The organism is Hoeflea ulvae (assembly GCF_026619435.1).
GTDB lineage: Bacteria > Pseudomonadota > Alphaproteobacteria > Rhizobiales > Rhizobiaceae > Hoeflea > Hoeflea ulvae.
Genome location: NZ_JAOVZQ010000001.1, coordinates 638,023 through 657,545, shown reverse-complemented (window position 1 = coordinate 657,545; position 19,523 = coordinate 638,023). Strand labels below are relative to the sequence as shown.

The following is a 19,523-nucleotide window of genomic DNA, read 5'->3' as shown; positions in this document are numbered from 1 at the left end:
CTGACCGGGTTATAGCTTGCCGATGAAAATCCGGGTCACGATCGAGACCGCGGCATAGCGTAGGATGCGCGCAGGGAGCGTGATGCGAAACTGGGTCCCCTGCCCTTTCGATTCGAAATAGGCCTGCTGGACGCGCATCACCTTGACCAGGTGCTTGAACTTGTTGCGCGAGATCGAGCCGGGCAGGATCCGGTAGTGAACCAGCGGGGCCTTCAGCTTCACCGCCGGCAGGCCTGTCGTGCCCATCAGCCGCAGCCACATGTCGTAATCCTCGACGGCCGCATAGGCGCGTTCCTCGTTGAAGAACCCGACGGTGTGGAACAGCGCCTTGGGCACCATCGCCCCCGAAAGCCCGATCCAGTTTTTCACCAGCATGCGGCTGATCGGAATGATGTCACTTTCCGGCGTGCCTACCGGGGCCGCGAGAGGCTCGATCGTGTCGCCGTGATTGAAATTCTGAAGCGTAACGCCATAGATCGAGGCTTCGACCCGGCCGGCCAGGTCATGCTGCAGCCGCAGCTTGGATGGAGCCCAGAGATCGTCCGCGTCGCAAAAGGCAACCCAGTCGGCCCCGGCCTCGCGGATGCCGAGATTGCGCGGGCCGGCCGGGCCGCCGGAATTGCGCGGCATCTGCAGCACCCTTATGCGCGCATCCTGCGCGGCCGCTGCATTGGCGATCTCCATCGAGGCATCGGTCGAGCCGTCATCGACGATCAGATATTCAAAATCAGAATCATCCTGAGCCAGAATCGAGGCGATTGTCTCGGCGAGCAGGGCCGCGCCATTGTAGACAGGAGTGATGATGGTCGTTCTGGGCATGGGATCCGGACTAGCTAGTGCGACAATGATCGAGCCATGGAAAAGGCACGCGCCATGACGCGGAAGGAATGGTGCTCGGGCCCGATGACGGACAGGGCAGAGGAATCGACAACGTGCAGCGCCTGCGCGCCGTTTTCAAGGGCCATCAAGTCCGTCAGCTCCGCCGTGTCAAGCGAGCCGTGCATGTGAATGCCCGGCAGATAGCGCTCGGGATGGTGTGACGGCATCAGATCGGCAAAGGGCGCTTCCTGTTGCGCGCGAACACCCAGCGCCCGGATCGCGTCCTGGTCGACCGGGCCGGTCAATGCCAGTTGCCGGTCCAGCGCATAGAGTCCTGGCAGGGCAGCCTGGTAATAGACGCTGTAGAGCTTCGCCGTGCGCCCGATCGCCGCCTTGTTGAACAGGGCCTCCGCGATCAGGCCGGGCGAGACCCGTCCCCTGAGCCCGGCAAGGCCCCTGGAAAGCGGCAGTCCGAACACCGCGCGTTTCTCGAAACCCTTGTCGAGCGTGGCAAAATCGAACATCGCCGGCCTGATCGTGTAGAGAATATCGCCGCGCTGATTGTAGAAGGCTGGAATATCAAGCCCTGACCGATCCCGACGGATACTTTGCATGATGTCCGCGACGGCCGCGCTTGCGGGTATCTGTCCGGCATATCCGATGATGTGGTCCGAGATCGTCCGGCTGTCTGCCGCAGGCTTGCCGGTGAGCGTTTCCAGAAGCCGGGGTGTTGCCACTGCTCCCGCGGCCAGCCACAGACGACGCGCACTTGTCTGCGACCCTCCGGCCTCGACCACGAAGCCACCGGCTTCGCTGCGGATCGACGTGACCGACGCATCGACCGTCGTCAGATTGGGCCGTTTTTCTTTCAGACCCGCCAGTTCCCTGGCTGGTCTGATCGGAGACCAGGGAACGAACAGTCTGTCGGCACGCGGCTCCGGCCTGATCCGGCTGGAAGGGTAGAAATGGGCAAACAGGCGGGCAAAGGCATCGCGATTCTCGACCAGCCCGGTGCTGTCGCACAATGGGATGACACCGTGCCAATAGGCGCCCAGTCCGCCCGGACCGAAATGCGCATAGGGCATCTGCGTGCCCGGATAGGAAAGTAGACCCTCGCCATCCTGACCGGTGAACACGGCAATCTTGCGGGCGGGATCCAGTCCCGCCACGACCGCCAGGCCGGTGAGCCCCGCTCCGACAACAATGTCGTCCAACTGCGGTGTCATTCGCCGGCTTTTGCCGATGTCTGACGGAGCAGATCATAGCTCAGGGGCTCGCCGCGGCGGATATCCCGTGTCGCGGTCGAACCGAGCACCCGTTCGAGCGCTGCAGGCGACAGCCCGTAACCGGGCCGGATCGAGCGGACATTGCGCTTGGTGAAGGCTTCGCCCGCGGCGATGTCCTCGACGACATACAGCGAACGCCTGAAGACGACGTTTCCGGCCTCGGCGCCCTTTATGTCATAGCTGACCTCGCCCAGTGACAGCCAGGCATTGTAGCAGTCATCGCACAGCCGCTTGAATTCGTCGGGCTCGAGGCTGAACGCCGCATCTGGTCCGCCATCGGACCGCGCCAGCGTGAAGTGCTTCTCGATCACCGCGCCGCCCAGCGCGATCGAGGCGACCGAGGTCGCCGTTCCCAGCGTGTGGTCGGACAGGCCGGCCACCACATTGAACGCCTCTCCCAGATGCGGAAGCGTCCGGATGTTGGATTGGTCCGTCGGCGCGGGGTAGGAGGATATGCAGTGCAGCAGAATCAGGTCGTCACAGCCATTGTCGCGGGCGGTGTGCACTGCGGCTTCGATCTCACCCAGATTGGCAAGTCCGGTCGATATGATCATCGGCTTGCGCTTGCGGGCAACATAGGCGATCAGGGCCAGGTCAATGGCTTCAAAGGATGCGATCTTGAATGCCGGTGCGCCGAGCTCGTCGAGCAGGTCGGCAGCGGTTTCGTCAAACGGGGTCGAGAACATCGTCACGCCGCATTCCGCCGCCTTGGCGAACAGCGCCGCATGCCACTCGAAGGGAGTGTGGGCTTCCTGGTAGAGGCTGTACAGCGTGCGCCCGTCCCACAGGCCACCGGTGATCTGAAACTCCGGTCCGTCATGATCGATGGTCAGCGTGTCGGCCGTGTAGGTCTGCAGCTTGATTGCATCGCAGCCTGTCTGGGCAGCGACCTCGATCATGTGCAGGGCACGCTCGAGCGATCCATTGTGATTGCCCGAGAGTTCACAAATAACATATGGCGGATGATCGGCACCGATCATACGCCCCCCGATCGATATTGATCGCGCCATTGTTTTCATCCCTTTCCTTGCCGGCCGTCGGCCCGACATCATTGATAAGCAGGTTGAACACCTTCCTTGCCTTAGAAAAAGGACGGGTGGCGTTCACTGTCAGCCGTGCGGTGCAGGTCGAATTGCGCCGGCAACGGCAAATCCGGGGCCAGGCGGCCTTCCAGCGGCGCCCGGCATTGGTATCAAGTTGCATCGTCAGCCTGAACCGTCAATCGCGGAGACGGGTCTTCCACGGCTTGTCACGGCACAATCCGGCAATTTTCCGACCGATTTTCTCCCTGTCGCAGGTCAATCCGGCCCGGTCAAGGATCGTGTGCCTGCGGACGCAACTTCGCCGGCACCCGGTGCCGCGCCGATCAACACATCGCTGACGCGCCCAGCGCCCAGGCCGTCGGCAATGGAGGCTGCCTGCTTTGCCATCATGGCGATGCGATCGGGATTGCCCAGCACATCCGCCAGCACCGCGCCAGTGGCCTGATCCTCGCCGAATTGCACGCGCACCGCGGCTCCGGCCTCGACCAGCGCCCGGGCAATGCTTTCCTGGTTGTCCGCGATCACCACCACGACCGTCGGCAAGCCGAGGCAGCAGCGTTCCCACGAGGTCGAGCCGGCCGCGCCGATTGCCAGATCCGCATCGGCCATCAATTCGGCCATATTGGTCGCATCGACGATCAGCCTGCTCGGGATCGTCATGCCCGACAGTATTTTGCGGAGAGTCTCGCGATGCGGGGACTGCCCGCCGATGACGACTGTCATTTCCCATGCGTCCGCGGCCGCGCAGTCACTCAACTGCTCAAGCATCCAGCCGGTGACATTGGGAAGGTCGACACCGCCCATGGAAATCAGCATCCGCTTCGGGCCCGTCGCCCGCGGATGCGGATGCGGATTGCGCTGCTTTTCGGCCCGCGCCCGGGCAAATTCCGGTCGCAGCAGGGCGAATGAAGGGCCGGCGAGCACGCGGGTACCGGTTCCGACAAGCCCGGCATAAGCGGCTTCCTGCGCGCCCAGATTCTGGTTCAGGAGCACGTCGCAGCAATGTTTGCGATTGGTAAAATCGTCGATGACCATCAGCCTTGCGCAGTGCCCGGCCATTTCGCTTTCCCACTCATGGGGCAGTCCGTAGTGATCCACCACAAGCCAATCGACCTCTTGTCCCGCCAGTTCGCCGGCGGTCTGGGCGGCGTCGTCCTGCCATGTCAGCGGCTGGTCAGAGCCGTCGGCCTGCTTGCCGGGCGCGGGCAGGACTGAAACCTCCATCCCCGAGGCTGCAATCCGCTCGATCAGGTTGCCGTCATGGGCGCGGCAGACAAAGCGGCAGCGCGCGCCGCGTTCGGAAAGTTCGTTCGCAAGGGTCAGACACCGCATCACATGGCCCGCCCCGATTGACAGCGACGCGTCGGCCCGGAAGGCCACGGTCATGTCTAGCCGGCCGGCGGTCATCCCAGATTCTGCAGTGCATGAAACTTGGCTTCGGCCGTTGCCCAGTCTTCCATCGTGTCAATGTCCTGCACGCGGTAGCGCGGAACAATCAGCGGGATCGAGCCCGCGCCGAAAAGCATGCGGCCGCCATGCCAGGCCTCGGGGCGGCCCCAATAGAACTGCCCGGCGTCGTGATAGGCTTCCTCAAGATCCTGGCTGCGGGTCAGCGCATGTTCGGGCCAGAACATCTCCATCCGGCCTTCCTCTGTCAGGCGCACGCTGCGCTGGATCGGGAAGGGAAAGCTGGTGACTGGGAAGACATAGTCGGCATCCGACCCCGAGAGGAGCTCATAGGCTTCGCGAAGATCCTCGGCGCGGACAAAGGGCGCTGTCGCATAGATGCAGCAGACTGCCGACGGCGCACCCCAATGGTCCGCAACCCATTGCTGGGCATGGGCTATCACCGGAACGGTCGGCGTATGGTCATCGGCAAGATTGGCCGGACGCATGAACGGCACTTCCGCGCCGTGCTGTCTGGCAATCGTGGCCACATCTTCATCATCGGTGCTGACGATGACACGGTCAAACACGCCCGATGCCTGTGCTGCGGCGATCGACCAGGAGATCATCGGCTTTCCGGCAAATTCCTTGACGTTCTTGCGCGGGATTCGCTTTGAGCCGCCCCGCGCCGGAATGACGGCGATTCTCATGCCCTGGCTCCCGTCAGCAAGCCGCGCAGGCGGGAGACGATGTAGTCCTGCTGGTCTTCGGTCATGGTCGGGAACAGCGGGATCGAAATCGCCCGCGTGTAATAGTCCTCGGCGGCCGGGAAATCCCCCGCAGAAAAGCCCAACCTCTGGTAATAGGGCTGCCGGTGGATCGGGATGTAGTGCAGATTGACGCCGACTCCCGCATCGCGCAGGGAATCAAACACGCTGTTGTGCTGCGAGGCATCGTGCAGCTGTATGATATAGAGATGCCAGGACGACGCCGTGGCCTCCATCTGCCGGGGCCTGCGCAGAGGCAGTCCCTCGAGCAAACGGTCATAACGCTCCGCCAGGGCCGCGCGGCGCGCGACATAGTCATCCAGCCGCGCCATCTGGGAAATGCCCAGCGCTGCCTGCATCTCGGTCATCCGGTAATTAAAGCCCAGCTCGATCTGCTGATAATACCAGGCGCCATCCTTTTCCCCGGTCATCAGCGCGGGATCCCGCGTGATGCCGTGGCTGGACAGCAGGGACATGGTCTGCGCCAGATCCTTGTCATTGGTCACCGCTAGGCCACCTTCTGCGGTGGTAATGATCTTGACCGGGTGAAAGCTGAACACCGTGATGTCGGCATAGCGCCCGTCGCCGACATAATGCCCGTCATATCGCGCGCCGATGGCATGCGAGGCATCCTCGAGAATCTTGAAGCCGTAGCGGTCGGCGAGAGCCCGGATTTCGCGCAGGTCGGCCGACTGGCCGCACATGTCCACCGGCACCACGACCTTGGGCAAGGTGCCATCGGCCTCGGCGGCCTGGAGCTTCTTTTCCAGCGCCACAGGCGACATGTTGTAGGTCTCGGGGTCGATATCCACGAAGTCGACGATCGCACCGCAATAGAGCCCGCAATTTGCCGAAGCGACGAAGCTGATCGGAGAGGTCCAGAGCCGGTCGCCAGGCTTGAGACCGAGCGCCAGGCAGGCGATGTGCAGGGCCGATGTGGCGCTGTTGACGGCGACAGCATGGCTTGCGCCGACCTTCGTTGCGACGGATTTCTCGAAATCCGGGACGCGCGGGCCCTGCGTCAGGAAATCCGATTTCAGGACGTCGATGACCGCATCAATATCGCTTTCGCAAATATCCTGGCGTCCGTAGGGAATCATGTCAGATAATGCCTATCTTGTCGTCATTGGCGGCGATCCACTCGGCCAGTTCGGAATCCTGCATCCATTCGGGGTTGATCTCGCTCGAATAGATGAAATTCTCCGACACCAGCTTGCCGTCCTTGATGCGGTCCTCGCTCGTGGCCCAGTTGTTGATCGCCGGCAGGATCTTGAAATGGTGCGGATATTCATAGGTGAACGGCGCATCCTCGAAGCCGATCATCTGTTCATGCAGCTTCTCGCCCGGACGGATGCCCACGGTTTTCTGCTTTGCCTCGGGCGCGACCACGCTGGCAATGTCCGTGACCTTCATGGAGGGGATCTTCTTGACGTAGATCTCGCCGCCGATCATGTCCTCGAAGGCATGCCAGACCAGTTCGACACCCTGTTCCAGGGTGATCATGAACCGGGTCATGCGCGGGTCGGTGATGGGAAGCTCGCCGCTCTGCCTGATCGACATGAAAAACGGAATCACCGAACCGCGCGATCCCATGACATTGCCGTAGCGCACGACCGAGAACGTGGTGCCGTGCTCGCCCGAATAGGCGCTGGACGCGACAAAGAGCTTGTCCGAGGCGAGCTTGGTCGCGCCGTAGAGATTGATCGGCGATGAAGCCTTGTCGGTCGACAGCGCGACGACGCGCTTGATCTTCTTGTCGATCGCCGCGTCAATGACGTTCATCGCGCCGTTGATGTTGGTCTTCACGCATTCGAAGGGGTTGTATTCGGCGGTCGGAACGATCTTTGTCGCAGCCGCGTGGACCACATAATCGACACCGTCGAGAGCACGGTACAGGCGCTCGCGATCGCGGACATCGCCGATGAAGAAGCGGACGCGGGGGTCGTTGTGATAGCCCTTGGCCATTTCCCATTGCTTCATCTCGTCCCGGGAGAAAATGATGATTTTCTTCGGGTTGTAGCGTTCCAATGTCATCGGGACGAAGGTTTTACCAAACGAGCCGGTGCCGCCCGTGACCAGAATAGTCGAATTTTCGAACATATATTCCCCGTTGAATAAAGGCGGTCATGTAGAAACGGCCGTCTGACAGACCGTATAGTCCTGACCACTGATGCAGTCAAATGTTGGCGCGCCGCGCCGTCACGCGTCCTTGCGCTGTGCAGGATCACCGAAGCCCTTGCCGAGAAACGTCAATATTATCATCTTGATATCATAGGGCAAAGTGCGCAGCGCGATGTACTCCGCATCGGATTTGGCCAGTTCCACCGGCGTGCTCATGTCGATGCCGCGCAATTGCGACAGGCCGGTGATGCCGGGCAGCACGCGCAGCACCCCGAGTCGCTTGCGCTCCTCGACCAGGAGGGTCTGCATGGGCAGGCACGGGCGAGGCCCCACCAGGCTCATGTTGCGCATCAGGAGATTGATGATCTGCGGCAATTCATCGATCTTGGTCTTGCGCAGGAAGGCCCCGATCGGGGTCAGCGACGTGCCACGCAATTCATGCGTGCCGCGTTGCGGAGTGCCCACCTGCATGGTTCTGAACTTGTAGCACTGAAACACCGCGCCGTTCTGCCCGACACGATCCTGGATGAACAGGCCCGGCCCCGGACTGGAAAAGCGCACCGCGATATAGGCCAGCAGCAGGAGCCACCACAGGACAATCAGCACGGCCAGCGCAAAGCCGATGTCGAGGCAGAATTTACCAACGCCATAGACCCAGTTGCCGATCTGCCTGCTGGAGACGAAGACCGTGCCATGGGCCTGGTTGCGCGCCGCCCAGAGCAGGCTGTCTGCAATATCGCCCGGGCGAACGATCGGGCGCAGGGCGGACAGCAGATTGAGTGCCGTGGGGCGCAAGGCTGCCGGCAGTCGGTTGAGGACAGCCAGCTTGCCGCGGAAGTCCGTGTCGCCGGCAACGGCGGCAATGCGCATGATCATGACCGGCAGCTCCGTCCTGCCTCCCAGCCACGCCTCGGCTTCGGCCTTGGTTTTCCCATAGGGTGTTGCCTGCGGCGCGCGCCCGACGATAAAGGTCGAAAACTGGCAGAAGACCTTTGCCCCTGCGGCCTGCGCCTTTGCATAAAGCTCCTGCATCAAGGTCACATTGACCGCGCGAAACTCGGCCTCCGTGGCCTGGCTGTCATTGTTGACCACGGCCAGATTGACAAACAGGTCGGCCGATGACGCAGCGCTGACAAGATCGTCATGGCCGCAGACGGTGGCGCCGGGAAAGAGCTGCCGGAGCTTCTCCGGATCCCGGCCGGTCAGGACCAGCTCCACGTCCTTGCGCTCAAGCAACGGAATGACCTGCTGACCGACGAACCCGGACGCCCCGACAATTACGATTTTCATCATGCGCCCAACCTAGGAATTGTTGCCAGCCGGCGGCTGGTTGTCTCCGGCTGCCACAGACCTGTCGCGGCTGCCGGAATAGAGAATGGCGGCCAGCACGAGGCCGAATGCAGGCGTCGATACGTAGAACTGGTTCATGAACACCACGAAACAGGCGACCGCGAGATAGCTGAGAACCACACCGCGCAGACCGAAGAACCGGTAGGCGCCGTAGATGACGAATGGCACACCGAGAAAGCCGCCCTGAACGATGAACAGGCCCCAGCCGGTTGCCGGGCCGGCGAAGCTGAGATCCATGATCCAGGAATATTGCGACAGGATCTCGGAGCGTATCTCCCCCCATCGTTCAATCGAAATTCCCTGAGGCATCAGGTAGTTCTCGAACGCATGGTAAATCGGCATGAACATGCCGGCCAGGCGAATATTGGTGCTGTAATCCGCGACCAGCAAGCCCAATCCGCCCTCGGACAGTTGCCCCATCAGACTGCCGATGCGGGTGGAATCCCCCAAGAGCTGGGCCAGCGGACGGGCAATCAGCGCGGCCAGCACCACGGCTCCAAGAACCCAGCTGCGCCAGAAGGGCCGCAGCCCGCCCCAGATCAGAAGCGCAATCGCGAAGACCAGGATCGCACTTGCAGACCGGTAGACAAGGAGGGTCGAACACAGCGCCATCAGCGTGACCCAGAGCGGCCCGCCCAGAAAGGCGACGACCGCCCCCAGAAGAATGATGTGGAAGGCAGCGTGGGTGGGCTCGGGCGCAAGACCGATCACGCCGCGCCCCGAAGCGACGATGTCGGAGCCGAGCTCCGAATTGCTGGTTATGAGAAATGTCAGGAATGTCGGCGAGATCAGATATTGCAGCACGCTGACGCCGAGCCAGGCAAAGATCGCATAGATCACGCATTTTCTGACCAGCTCCGGGCTCCTGCGGAGGAAGGCGTAGCAGGCAGCCGTTGTCACCAGCGGCGTCAGATAGCTCAACAGAAAACTCGCTTCCCGCATATCGAGCGTGCCGACGAATTCGATGGAAAACATCACGCATCCCAGAGCGGCGATATAGACCAGCAGAACCAGATCCAGTTTCGGCAGGCCGGGAATCGTGCCCGGCCACAGCATCGCAAGCACTGCCGCCATCAGGAAGCCGTAGGGCTGGGTATAGCTGCTGAGCGGAACCAGCTGGACATAGGGGAACAGGCAGAAGAACAGAACCGCTAGATAGACGAGATCGACAACCGGCACATGCGCCAGCCTGCGCAGGGGGCCGGGGCGCTCCTGCTGCATCGCTGTCGCGGGAACGCTCAAACCTCCGCCTCCCTGACCCAGCGGTCGTCAGGCACCTCGGCAACCTTGCGGGCGGGCGAACCGACATAGATGCCCGGCTCCGTGATCGACTTGTTGACCAGCGCACCGGCGCCGATGACGACATTGTCACATATTTCGAGCGGACCGAGAAGAATACTGGCTTCTCCGAGCACCACATTGTCACCCAGAACGAAGACACGGTCCTCGGCATAAAGCCGCTCATATTCCGGGTCGCCGACATCGCGGGCGGTCAGCCGGACGCAGGCATTCATCCGGACGCGGCCAGCAGAATAGATGCCGTGCCCGCCGAGATGGACAGCCACCGGATGGCCAAGCAACAGCCGGTGAACATGAATGCTGTTGGACTGCATGTCGATTCCGTAGATGATCAGGATCAGCCGATCCATGATCATGCCGAGATAGCGACCGGCATAGGGTATCCGCCTGTTCAGGAACTGGACAAAGGCGATATGCGCACGAATTTGATACTCGATGAGCCACATCCTCAAAAGGATCGACCTGACAGATCTCAACATCAGCGACATCACTTTCGTTCGACTAGTTCTTGTTCTTCTCGATCATCGCCCTGATGATCTGGCGGGGCTTGATGAGCTTTGCGCCCAGAAGAGCAAACTGAAACATGTCCGCCGCAATGACCGATAGGACAAAGCCTGACAACCCCCAACCCATGATAATCGTGATCGCAAATCCCGAATAGCAAAGGACAGCGGCGCCGATCGAACCGTAAAGTATTGTCTTTTCATCGTTGCGCGCAATCAGGGCAAACTGGAAGACCAGATTGATCGGCAGGAACAGGGACACTCCGACGAGAACCAGCAATTGCGGGGAGATGCCATAGGACGCCCAGAATTTGGCGAAGAACGGCACGTAGAAACTGCCTACAAGCCCGACCGTCGCGCCGGCGGCAAACAGCATCATCAAAAGTGCAAGCAAGCCGATCCGCCACAGCCGCATGTTTCCGGTGGCCGCATCCTTGATCAGGGTCGGGCCCAGCTTTTGCGCCAAGACGCCGCCGAGCATCGTCCCCATCTGCTGGATGATACCGATCGTGCCGAAGGCGCCGGCGACGGCGGTGCCGTAGGATGCGGCCACCAGGCTTCTGCTGCCATAGGTGATCGAGGTGCTGGAAAGACCGGCGATGTAGAGCAGGAAACCGCCCTTTCCCGATGTCTCGTCAAGCTCGGTTGGGCTGGCGGATGACGGCGGGTGATTGAATTTGCGGCTCCACCGCGAGGTCACTTCGAAGACAATCCATGTCGCCACGATTTCCGCAATGATCACGTAGTGCCAAGTAAAGTGAAGCGCCGTGGGAAGCGACAGGCACAACGGAAACAGGCCGCGCATGAAGGAAAACATCAACAGCATGCGCACGCTGCCAATCGCCCTGACAAGCGAGGCCATCAGCAGGAGCGCGCCGATGGCAATCGACAGTCCGCCGACGAGCACGATCGTCAGGTAGGACAGCGACTGCAGCAAATCCGGCAGGGCGAATTTCACCACGGCCGCCACCGCCACCAGGGCAATGATCCGCACCGCCAGCAGCGATATGGCGCGCCGCATATGGCTGCGAATGCCCGCCATGTCGCTCATGATATACATGTGCGGATAGAGCTTGGTGGTGGATTCGATCAGGCCGAAGCTGACCAGGACGCTGGTAAGCGTGGCGATCCCGACACTCGAAATATACAGGCCGAATTGCTCCGGCACGAAGATCATCGCCAGAGAGATGGATTTTATGAAGCTCAGGGACGATGCGGCCACCATCAGGACCGCAAAGATCGTCTCGTCGCCGAGCGCGCGGCCGAACTTCTGAAGTGGAAACCCCATATCGTCTTACATCAACCTAGAAACCGAGGAGCCGGTCGAAAATCTTGGGATCGAGGTCGGGGCGGAGTTTCTTGCCGACTTCCGCGATCTTGGCCGCATTGTCGCGCACCAGCGGAACCGGCGCGACGAAGGGCGCATCGGAGTTGAAGGTCACGAACACGGCCACCCGCGGCGTCTTGCACCGGCTGCCATAGTGGTAGCAGGCTGCGGGATCGATCCACACCGATGATCCGGCTTCGCCATAGATTGTCTTCTGTTCGGCATGGCCGGATTCGACAACCAGCTGGTCGTCGGGAATGCGGCGAATGGTCAGTCCGCGTCCGACGCGTTTGGAAGCCTGCTTGTCGATGAACACGAAGGGGCCGCCGGCATCGTCGACAACATCGGTCAGATACATGACGCAGTGCAGCGACCTGCTGTCGCCATAGTCGAGATGCCATTTCTGGCTTTCCTTCATCACCCCATCATCGGGGAAGGAATAGAGCACCTGCAGACTGTCGAGGCGCAAGCGGCCGCCGAAATAATCCAGCGCGACGTCAAATACTTCCCTGGAAAAGGCAAGCCGGCAAAGCGGATTGTCGACCGTGAAATCCTCGCTGCGCGACAGATTGACGAAGGGGGCCTTCAGTCCGTCCGGCTTGCGCTCAGGCGAGCGCGGCAGGAAGGTCTGCTTGAGCTCCTCGAGCTCCGCGCCCGTCCGGACCGGTCCGGTCGCATAGCCGTGCTGTTCGACCTCCAGCCCGACAGGGCTTTGCGGGCGGGGCGCCTTGAACAGGTGATGCGGACGGATATAGCGCATTCTGCCCATGTACCGCACGGGAGTCAGACGCCATTTGACAAAGCTCGCAATTTCATGGGCAGTCAGTGCCATTGTGGGAACCCCTTGTTTCGTGTCCTAGGTATCATCGCCGTCTTCTCGGCCATCGCGTGCAAATCCGCAGAACAGATCTAGCCTCTCAGCCCTCGATTGCCAATTCCGACCGGATTGCCCGCCGCAGGGCATCGAGATTTTCCGCAACGTAGAGTTCGTTGCTCGGCTGCGGGTCACCGGGATGGGTGAAGCGGGCGAACTTGCCGAGCGCACGCGTCAGAGCTGCAATATCACCTCGGCGGTTTTCTTCAACATAGTTCGTCATGTCGTTGAGGGCTGCGGCAAGATGGCGCGTGCTGCCGATCCGCACCGCATCGGGGAAATCCTGGTAGTAGCTGTCCCCCAGGACGAAGCATTTGCGGCCGAAGATCAGCGCATCGAGACCCGCCGTCGACGAGATCGCGATTGCCAGGCTGCAGCGCTGGATCAGGTGCCTGCCGTTTTCCCGGCCGAAGATCAGCCGCAGATTGGAATAGCGCCGTCGCAGCGCCTGCCAGGCCGGACCGGACAGCGGACCGAACTGGTTGGGGTGTTCCTTGACCCACAGGAGCTTGCCTTCCGGCAGCGCCTGCAGGATGGATTCGATCACCGCAAACTGGTTGCGCGCCCAGGGTGCGGCGTAGAGCAGCGAGGCTTCCGGCTCGTATTGCAGCGGGAAGAAGACATTGCCGGCATCGAAGACGCCGGGCGCTTCATCGTAATGCGACAGGCTGTAGAACTGATTGCGCAGATAGAAGCGGTGCTCCGCAGCCGATGCCGCGCTGATATAGTCGCCGGTGCGCGGAAACAGCGCCTTGAGCGATTGCGCCCGTCCCCAGCGGGCGATCTGCAGGCCTTTCGACACCAGTCCCGGGGACAGCACGAGGGCGTCCATGCCCTTGCGCTGGCGGAAATAGGACCATCCGGACTGTTTTCCCTTGGAAAACTTGTGGTGATAGACCGGACCGGCCTCGTCGGACGCCACTTTTTCCAGATAGCTGCGGATCTCGCTGACCAGCGGGCCGTCTTCATCAAGCGCCTCCGGCACGTCCCGCCGCACCGGATTGACCATGTTGATGGTGTGGGTGAAATAGAAGTGCCCCGGGAAATAGGTGTTGGCCCAGTAAAGCGGTCGGGCGTCATGCTTCTTGCACAGATACAGCAGGTAGTGGGTCGGAAACAGCGCCACCGGTTCCGACAGCACGCCGGCGATCCGGTGGCTGGCAAAGATTTCCTCGAAACCGGCCTGAATGGCGCCGGCGATCCGCTGACGTGTCTCTTGCGGAAATTCCGGCAGGTATCGATCCGCATAGATCGGGGAAAAATCAAAGCCGGTCAGGCTGCGCATGTCCGCCGGTTCCCGCCACACCGGGCTGTCCTTTGAACGCACGGCTTCCCTGCTGATCTTGCCCAGATTGAGCACGACCTTCTGGCCAAGGGCGACGATGTTGCGCTCTTCCTCGTCGGTCTGGACGATGTGCAGCGCCTCGATGTCCTTGTCCTCGGCCAGCAGCCGCGGCAGCAGCACCGACAGGTAGGAGCGGGAAAAACAAAGAACCGTCTTTTTCATCTGTGTCATCCGGTCTGGCCGATCCAATGCGAAAAATGGGTGTGAAAGCAGGGCCTGCCGGCGCGGCAGTCACCTGCGCCGGCGTCAAACATGCGGAATTCCAGTCTCATAGATATCCGCCCTCATCCTCCGGAAGCGGCGGCGGCAGCGGATATTTTACCCCCCGTCCGACGGTGATCAGCTTGCGTTCGGCATCCTTGCAGTGGGTTGAACAGCCCGGCTGGCTCCACGGAAGCTCCGGCTGGGACGCCGGAATGCCGCCGATATCTTCCAGTTCCTCGGCCGCGCCGGTCCCCGGGCGCCTGACCCAGCGGTTTGGCGAGACCTCGTCCCAGATCCTGTCGTTGCGGTGCCGGTTGACGACCATCTTCAACGTGGCTTCCGGCACGCCCAGCCAATTGGCAAGCAGATCCATGTCTGCAGGTTCGCGCGATTCGTAATAGGACACCAGGGCCGCGGCCTGCGCGCGATCCAGCCGGCCGAAGCGGATCTCCCTGCTGGCCTGGTCCCGGACCTTGGAGTAGCCGTGCTTGAAATATTTCAGCACATCATGCAGCCCCGGATAGGCGTAGCAATCGGCATGGTCGTAGATATCAAAGGTGCGCGCCTGCCACCGGCCCTGGTAATCGTGGCGGGCAACCATGTCGAGATGTTGGGCCAGCGGATCCCAGCGGACGTAATTGCCCAGATAGATGCCGCGCAATTGCAGCGCTTCGATGTCGGAAAAGGCCGGATACCGGTAGTTCAGCGTATCTTCGTCGGTCACATCGGACCAGGCCTGGGTCAGGTCGCGCGCCTCGGTGCCGAAAAGATCGTGATCCTTCCGGTATCGCCGCGACATCTCGACCTCGTGTTCATGCGAGAACATGCCGACCTGTTCGAGCCCCTGATGCGCGCCCCAGATGATCAGCGGGATCTTCATCATCACCGCCACCTGCACCGGGAACACGGTCTCGCCGGCCAGGGCCGGCCAGTACATGTTGCCGTAGCGATAGAGCGTGTGCTTGGAAATTCGCTTCACCACATGGGGGTTCACGTTCTTCAGCTGGAAGTCGACGTTGAACTTGATCCGCAGATTGGCCAGATTGGCGATGCCTTCGGGGGTGTTGAAGAACTTGTTGTAGGACACCACGAGCGGCGTCAGGCCAAGACGGTTGACCACGAGATCGAGAATGAAATGCCCGTCCTTGGCGCCGGTGACCGGGACGATGCAGTCATATTGTGCGTCCTTGCGGCGATAGGGTTCGACCACCTGCTCCAGCTTCGTCCAGCGTTTGTCCCAGTCGAGGCTGTCCTTCTCCTCGTGGATCCGGCAGCCCGAACAGATGCCTTCGTCATCGAAGACGATCCCCAGCGCATGGTTCTCGGTATAGAGGCAGCGTTTGCACGTAATCACCATTGCCGCGCTCCTCGCGTCTCGACGCCATAGGTTATGAAACGGGTGTCGTCGATCGAGCCGGGGGCAATCAGGGTTCGGTTGGCCATCTCCCTGTAGCTCAGCGAATTGCCGACCGCGACGGCGGAAACATTGTCCCGGCCCAGCAGGTCTGCGACCTGATCACGCTCGGTGATGCCGCCAAATGCGACAATCTGCAGATGGCTGCCGGCGAAGGGCTCAAGCAGCGCCGGGTCGAAGGTCGCCAGTCCACCCTCTCCGCGGCGATCGACAAGGATCAACTCGGAAAACAGCGCACTCTGCGCCTGGATCTCGGTGACCAGCAGCGGGCGGGTCTGGCGGCTACGGTAATCGAACCTGACAATGGTGCCGTCGTCGGCCTTCTCGAGCGGCATGACCCGCAACATGGCCTGGACACCGACAGCATCGCGAATTGCCTCGAGCGCGGCCTGCTGTGCCTGCCTGTCGGGGCTTTCCGCATCAAAGGCGGTTTCACAGCAGAGCCGGTCAGCCCCGGCATGGACAATGTCGAGCGCCTGTGCGGCATTCGAGATCCCGCCACCATAGGCCAGCGGCGTCACCAGCCGGCGCGCGCCGATCTTGCGGATGGTCTCGAAATCGGGGCCGAGGCCTTTCGTGGTCCGGTCGATCGACAGGATCAGAATCTCGTCGAGAAACCATCGGTCATAGTTTTCCGCCAGGATTTCCGGCCGGCCAAGCGGCAGGTACCGGCCATAGCCCATCGACTGGACTGCCCAACCGTCCTTGACGGTGATGACGCCAATCAGCCGCTTAAGCATGTGGCTCTCCTCTTGCATTGCCCAGCAGCCGGGCGAGCAGCGTCGCGCCGGCGGCCTGGCTTTTTCGGGATGGAACTGCACCCCGGTAAAGCAGCCCTTCTGGACGATAGCGGCCATCGGCACATTGTCGTCGCCGGACACTTCGGCAATCGTGTAGTCCGGGTCGGCGGGCACGTAATAGGAATGGTTGAAATAGAACGCTGCCCGCGCCCAGCTTGGCTCGTCGCAGTCGTCTGCCAGCGTCCGGGTGACATCCCAGCCGACATGGCAGCCATTGTCGGCGAAGCGGCTGACCGTGCCGGGCAACAGGCCCAGCGTCTCGGTGGGGCCTTCCTCCGACCGGTCAAACATCAGCTGCATGCCCAGGCATATGCCGAGCATCGGCCGGGTGCCGGACCTGAAACAGTCGGCGATGTAGCGGTCCAGGCCGTTGTCGCGCAACGTCTGCATGGCGACCTGGGCCGACCCGACGCCGGGCAGAACCAGCGCATCGGCCCGGTCCAGGGCGGAAGCGCTGTCGGACACGATGACCTTGAAGCCATGCCGCTCCAGCGCTCCGCGCAATGAGGCGATATTGCCGGCCTTGTAATCGATCAGGCCGATGCAGGGGCGGACGGAACCCGGATTGTCTTCAGTCATAGCCCCTCGCCGACGGTGAATTTCGGTTTGATCTGATTGCCCGAGACGTCGAACAGGTCCTTGTTGGTCACCGCGAGGATCTTCTCCCAGAACGCCGTCGGCGTGATGCCGATATAGTCGCAGAAGTTCTGGATATAGGTGTCCGAACACATGCCGTCATATTTCTGCACCAGCTCAATTCCCGTCTTCCGGTCGACCGTGCCGAGCCGGATCATTTCATTGGCATAGTCCGTCGCACGGCCAAAGCCGAACTTGTAGTACTTGATCATCTGGTTGAGCGTCACCCAGTCCTCGTCAAGCGCCGTCACCCCGTAAAGGTCACCCGTGTTTTCGGGCGGATCATGCCGGAACCTCAATCCGCTCAACCCCGAGATCATGCCGTTGTTGAGCAGCGACCAGTCGCCCAGGAACCATCCCAGATAGATCACCTGGATACCATGCTGCTCGAACTCGTCGATTGTCGGATAGTCGTAGGGGATCAGGTCCTTCTCCGACAGCCCGGTGGCCAGCATCCAGTCCCTGTCGCCACCCGCCAGGGTGTTCATGTTGCGCAGATTGTTGCCGTCATAGCCGGTGCGGCCGAGCGTTCCGAGATCGCCAAGCTGCAGGCCGGGATTTTCACCCCAGAGGATCAGCGGGATCTTGTAGTCGATCGCCAGCCGCGGCACGGCGGAAAACAGCGCCATTTCCGTGGCCTTCGCCCAGTTGGCGAAATTCTCGAACGCCACACCCATCAACTGGCGCCAGGTCTGCGGACCGGGGCAGCACTGGATCACGTCAAAGCCGAGCTCGATCAGGTTGGAGAGGTTGTCGACACCGAGCTGGGTAACTTGCTGCGGCGGGTAGGACAGGCAGACCAGCAACGGCCGCAGCCCCAGCTTGTCCCTGACCCAGACCGCCTGGCGGGTGCTGTCCTTGCCGCCGGAAACACCGATGATGCAGTCATACTGCGCATCGGGATTGCGATATTCCTCGACAATCTCCAGCAGGATCTCGGTGCGCTCGTCCCAGTCGATCTGCTTGTGCTGCTGCCAATAATTGCATGCCGGGCACAGTCCGGTTTCGGTGAACCGGGTGTTGGGCCTGGTGTCGGGTTGAAGGCACTGGTAACAGTATTTCATCGTGATGCTACGTCCGATTCAGACATTGATGATCCATCCAGTATCATATGCGCCGGTACGCGGGAAATGTTCCTGACGCGGCACAGCCATATCCTGTTCAAACCGGCGCACGGGCGCGCCCGACCCCGTAATAGCGTGTGAAACCGACATTTTCGACGTCCCCGGGCGCATAGACATTTCTCAGATCCGCCATGTGCGGCACCGCCATTACCGCAGCCAGCGCCTTGAAGTCGAGACCGACAAAATCGCTCCATTCGGTCAGGATGACGACGAGATCGCAGCCATAGGCGGCGGTTGGGGGTCGTCATGCCAATGCGCACCCGGCGGGAGATGCTCGCCTTCGCGCTGCCCGAGCCGATCGACCACGTGGATGGTGGCCCCGCCGCAGATCAGGGCAGGCAGTTAACAGCCTTTGCCGGGCTGTGCAACTCGCAGCACAATGCTGTCTGGGACCGGCCGGCGGGCAGTCGTGGCAGATACGCCCGGCTTTCAAAATGGGAAGAAAGATGCCGGGTCAGGCAGGTTGAGAGGCCTTTTTCCAGCGCCGGTAATTGGTCACGGCATGGCCGGCCAGTACGATGAAACAGCCGAGACCGAATCCCACAACCGCTGCCAGCAGGAAAATCCTGTCGGTCCTGGCCGGAATTGTGGAAATGCCGGTCATGTCGCTCTCTTCGGGGCCAAGCGCCTTGCCGAAGACCTGCCCGGCTTCCACCCGGGCACTGTAGACCTCGAGATTGAACAGTGTGACAGCCAGTGAATCGGAATCCCGCATCGCATAGGGCAGTCTCTCGGTAAGAACGTCCTTCTGGATTTCGGTCAGTTTCTCCTGTCTCTCGGCCACGCGATTCACGGCCTGGCTCACCTCTGTCACGTAGGGAGATATGTCCGCGCCTTCGCTCACAGGCGCAACGACCGTACGGACCTTTTTCGGAACAGGCAGCCAATTGGCTCCCAGGGCCCAGCCCGGACCAAGCTCGGCCAACAATACCCCTCCATCGAGGGACCCGCCAAAATCGGAATGTATGGCGACGGAGACCTGGTAGCTGTCCTTCTGCAGGGAAGCAAAACCCGCGCCCGCGATCAGCGCGATCACCGTGATGCCCAGAATTACAAATTTGCCGCGCCAGAGAGCCAGGACAACATCAATAATGCTGAGCTCTTCCGAATCCTTGCCTACATACACTTGTCAGCCCCCTGCAATCATCTACCCTGCCGGTACGCCTTGTATCTTTGTACAATACGCCGCCCCCGGCATATCATCATCGAAACCGGCTCAGGCAGG

The 19,523-nt window shown here is 61.3% G+C and carries 18 protein-coding genes and 1 pseudogene; all 19 read right to left on the bottom strand.

Annotated features, from left to right (window positions below; translation table 11 throughout):
• Nucleotides 1-9: 9 nt before the first annotated feature.
• On the bottom strand, nt 10-819 hold the full coding sequence (locus tag OEG82_RS03200) for a glycosyltransferase family 2 protein (RefSeq protein WP_267611025.1): 810 nt from the start codon (nt 817-819) through the stop codon (nt 10-12).
• A 14-nt stretch (nt 820-833) separates the two neighbouring features.
• On the bottom strand, nt 834-2,045 hold the full coding sequence (locus tag OEG82_RS03195) for a hypothetical protein (protein WP_267611024.1): 1,212 nt from the start codon (nt 2,043-2,045) through the stop codon (nt 834-836).
• Entirely contained in the window at nt 2,042-3,115 is a 1,074-nt protein-coding gene (gene pseI / locus OEG82_RS03190) for a pseudaminic acid synthase (RefSeq protein WP_267611023.1), read from the bottom strand. Before pseI ends, OEG82_RS03195 begins: the two co-directional genes overlap by 4 nt.
• A 288-nt stretch (nt 3,116-3,403) precedes the next feature.
• Nucleotides 3,404-4,555 carry a UDP-2,4-diacetamido-2,4,6-trideoxy-beta-L-altropyranose hydrolase gene (pseG, locus tag OEG82_RS03185; protein ID WP_267611022.1) on the bottom strand — a complete coding sequence of 384 codons (1,152 nt, stop codon included), beginning with the start codon at nt 4,553-4,555 and terminating at the stop codon, nt 3,404-3,406.
• Nucleotides 4,552-5,244, bottom strand: a complete 693-nt coding sequence (gene pseF / locus OEG82_RS03180) for a pseudaminic acid cytidylyltransferase (protein WP_267611021.1) — start codon at nt 5,242-5,244, stop codon at nt 4,552-4,554. The genes pseG and pseF overlap by 4 nt, the downstream gene beginning before the upstream one ends.
• The gene (gene pseC, locus OEG82_RS03175) at nt 5,241-6,401 is read right to left on the bottom strand and encodes a UDP-4-amino-4,6-dideoxy-N-acetyl-beta-L-altrosamine transaminase (protein ID WP_267611020.1); all 1,161 of its coding nucleotides are present in this window, start codon (nt 6,399-6,401) and stop codon (nt 5,241-5,243) included. The genes pseF and pseC overlap by 4 nt, the downstream gene beginning before the upstream one ends.
• Nucleotide 6,402: 1 nt before the next feature.
• On the bottom strand, nt 6,403-7,401 hold the full coding sequence (gene pseB, locus OEG82_RS03170) for a UDP-N-acetylglucosamine 4,6-dehydratase (inverting) (RefSeq protein WP_267611017.1): 999 nt from the start codon (nt 7,399-7,401) through the stop codon (nt 6,403-6,405).
• A 99-nt stretch (nt 7,402-7,500) separates the two neighbouring features.
• Nucleotides 7,501-8,715: a sugar transferase gene (locus OEG82_RS03165; RefSeq protein ID WP_267611016.1), complete on the bottom strand. Its 1,215-nt coding sequence runs from the start codon at nt 8,713-8,715 to the stop codon at nt 7,501-7,503.
• Nucleotides 8,716-8,724: 9 nt separating this feature from the next.
• Complete coding sequence (locus tag OEG82_RS03160) at nt 8,725-10,014, bottom strand: hypothetical protein (RefSeq protein WP_267611015.1); 1,290 nt, start codon at nt 10,012-10,014, stop codon at nt 8,725-8,727.
• Complete coding sequence (locus OEG82_RS24295; RefSeq protein WP_425497527.1) at nt 10,011-10,286, bottom strand: hypothetical protein; 276 nt, start codon at nt 10,284-10,286, stop codon at nt 10,011-10,013. The genes OEG82_RS03160 and OEG82_RS24295 overlap by 4 nt, the downstream gene beginning before the upstream one ends.
• Nucleotides 10,234-10,515, bottom strand: a complete 282-nt coding sequence (locus tag OEG82_RS24290) for a hypothetical protein (RefSeq protein WP_425497526.1) — start codon at nt 10,513-10,515, stop codon at nt 10,234-10,236. Before OEG82_RS24290 ends, OEG82_RS24295 begins: the two co-directional genes overlap by 53 nt.
• Before the next feature lie 57 nt (nt 10,516-10,572).
• A complete protein-coding gene (locus OEG82_RS03150; protein WP_267611013.1) occupies nt 10,573-11,862 on the bottom strand; it encodes a polysaccharide biosynthesis protein in 1,290 nt (429 codons plus the stop codon).
• A 16-nt stretch (nt 11,863-11,878) separates the two neighbouring features.
• On the bottom strand, nt 11,879-12,733 hold the full coding sequence (locus OEG82_RS03145) for a hypothetical protein (RefSeq protein WP_267611012.1): 855 nt from the start codon (nt 12,731-12,733) through the stop codon (nt 11,879-11,881).
• An 85-nt stretch (nt 12,734-12,818) separates the two neighbouring features.
• Nucleotides 12,819-14,282 (bottom strand): capsular polysaccharide export protein, LipB/KpsS family, encoded by a 1,464-nt coding sequence (locus OEG82_RS03140; RefSeq protein ID WP_267611011.1) that lies wholly within the window; start codon nt 14,280-14,282, stop codon nt 12,819-12,821.
• 106 nt (nt 14,283-14,388) lie between these two features.
• Nucleotides 14,389-15,681 carry an N-acetyl sugar amidotransferase gene (locus tag OEG82_RS03135; protein WP_267611009.1) on the bottom strand — a complete coding sequence of 431 codons (1,293 nt, stop codon included), beginning with the start codon at nt 15,679-15,681 and terminating at the stop codon, nt 14,389-14,391.
• Entirely contained in the window at nt 15,675-17,117 is a 1,443-nt protein-coding gene (hisH, locus tag OEG82_RS03130; protein WP_267611008.1) for an imidazole glycerol phosphate synthase subunit HisH, read from the bottom strand. Before hisH ends, OEG82_RS03135 begins: the two co-directional genes overlap by 7 nt.
• A complete protein-coding gene (locus OEG82_RS03125; protein WP_267611007.1) occupies nt 17,114-18,238 on the bottom strand; it encodes an N-acetyl sugar amidotransferase in 1,125 nt (374 codons plus the stop codon). Before OEG82_RS03125 ends, hisH begins: the two co-directional genes overlap by 4 nt.
• A 97-nt stretch (nt 18,239-18,335) precedes the next feature.
• A pseudogene (locus tag OEG82_RS03120) lies at nt 18,336-18,521 on the bottom strand (UDP-glucose 6-dehydrogenase); the annotation flags it as partial.
• A 231-nt stretch (nt 18,522-18,752) separates the two neighbouring features.
• Entirely contained in the window at nt 18,753-19,424 is a 672-nt protein-coding gene (locus OEG82_RS03115) for a Wzz/FepE/Etk N-terminal domain-containing protein (protein ID WP_267611006.1), read from the bottom strand.
• Nucleotides 19,425-19,523: the final 99 nt, after the last annotated feature.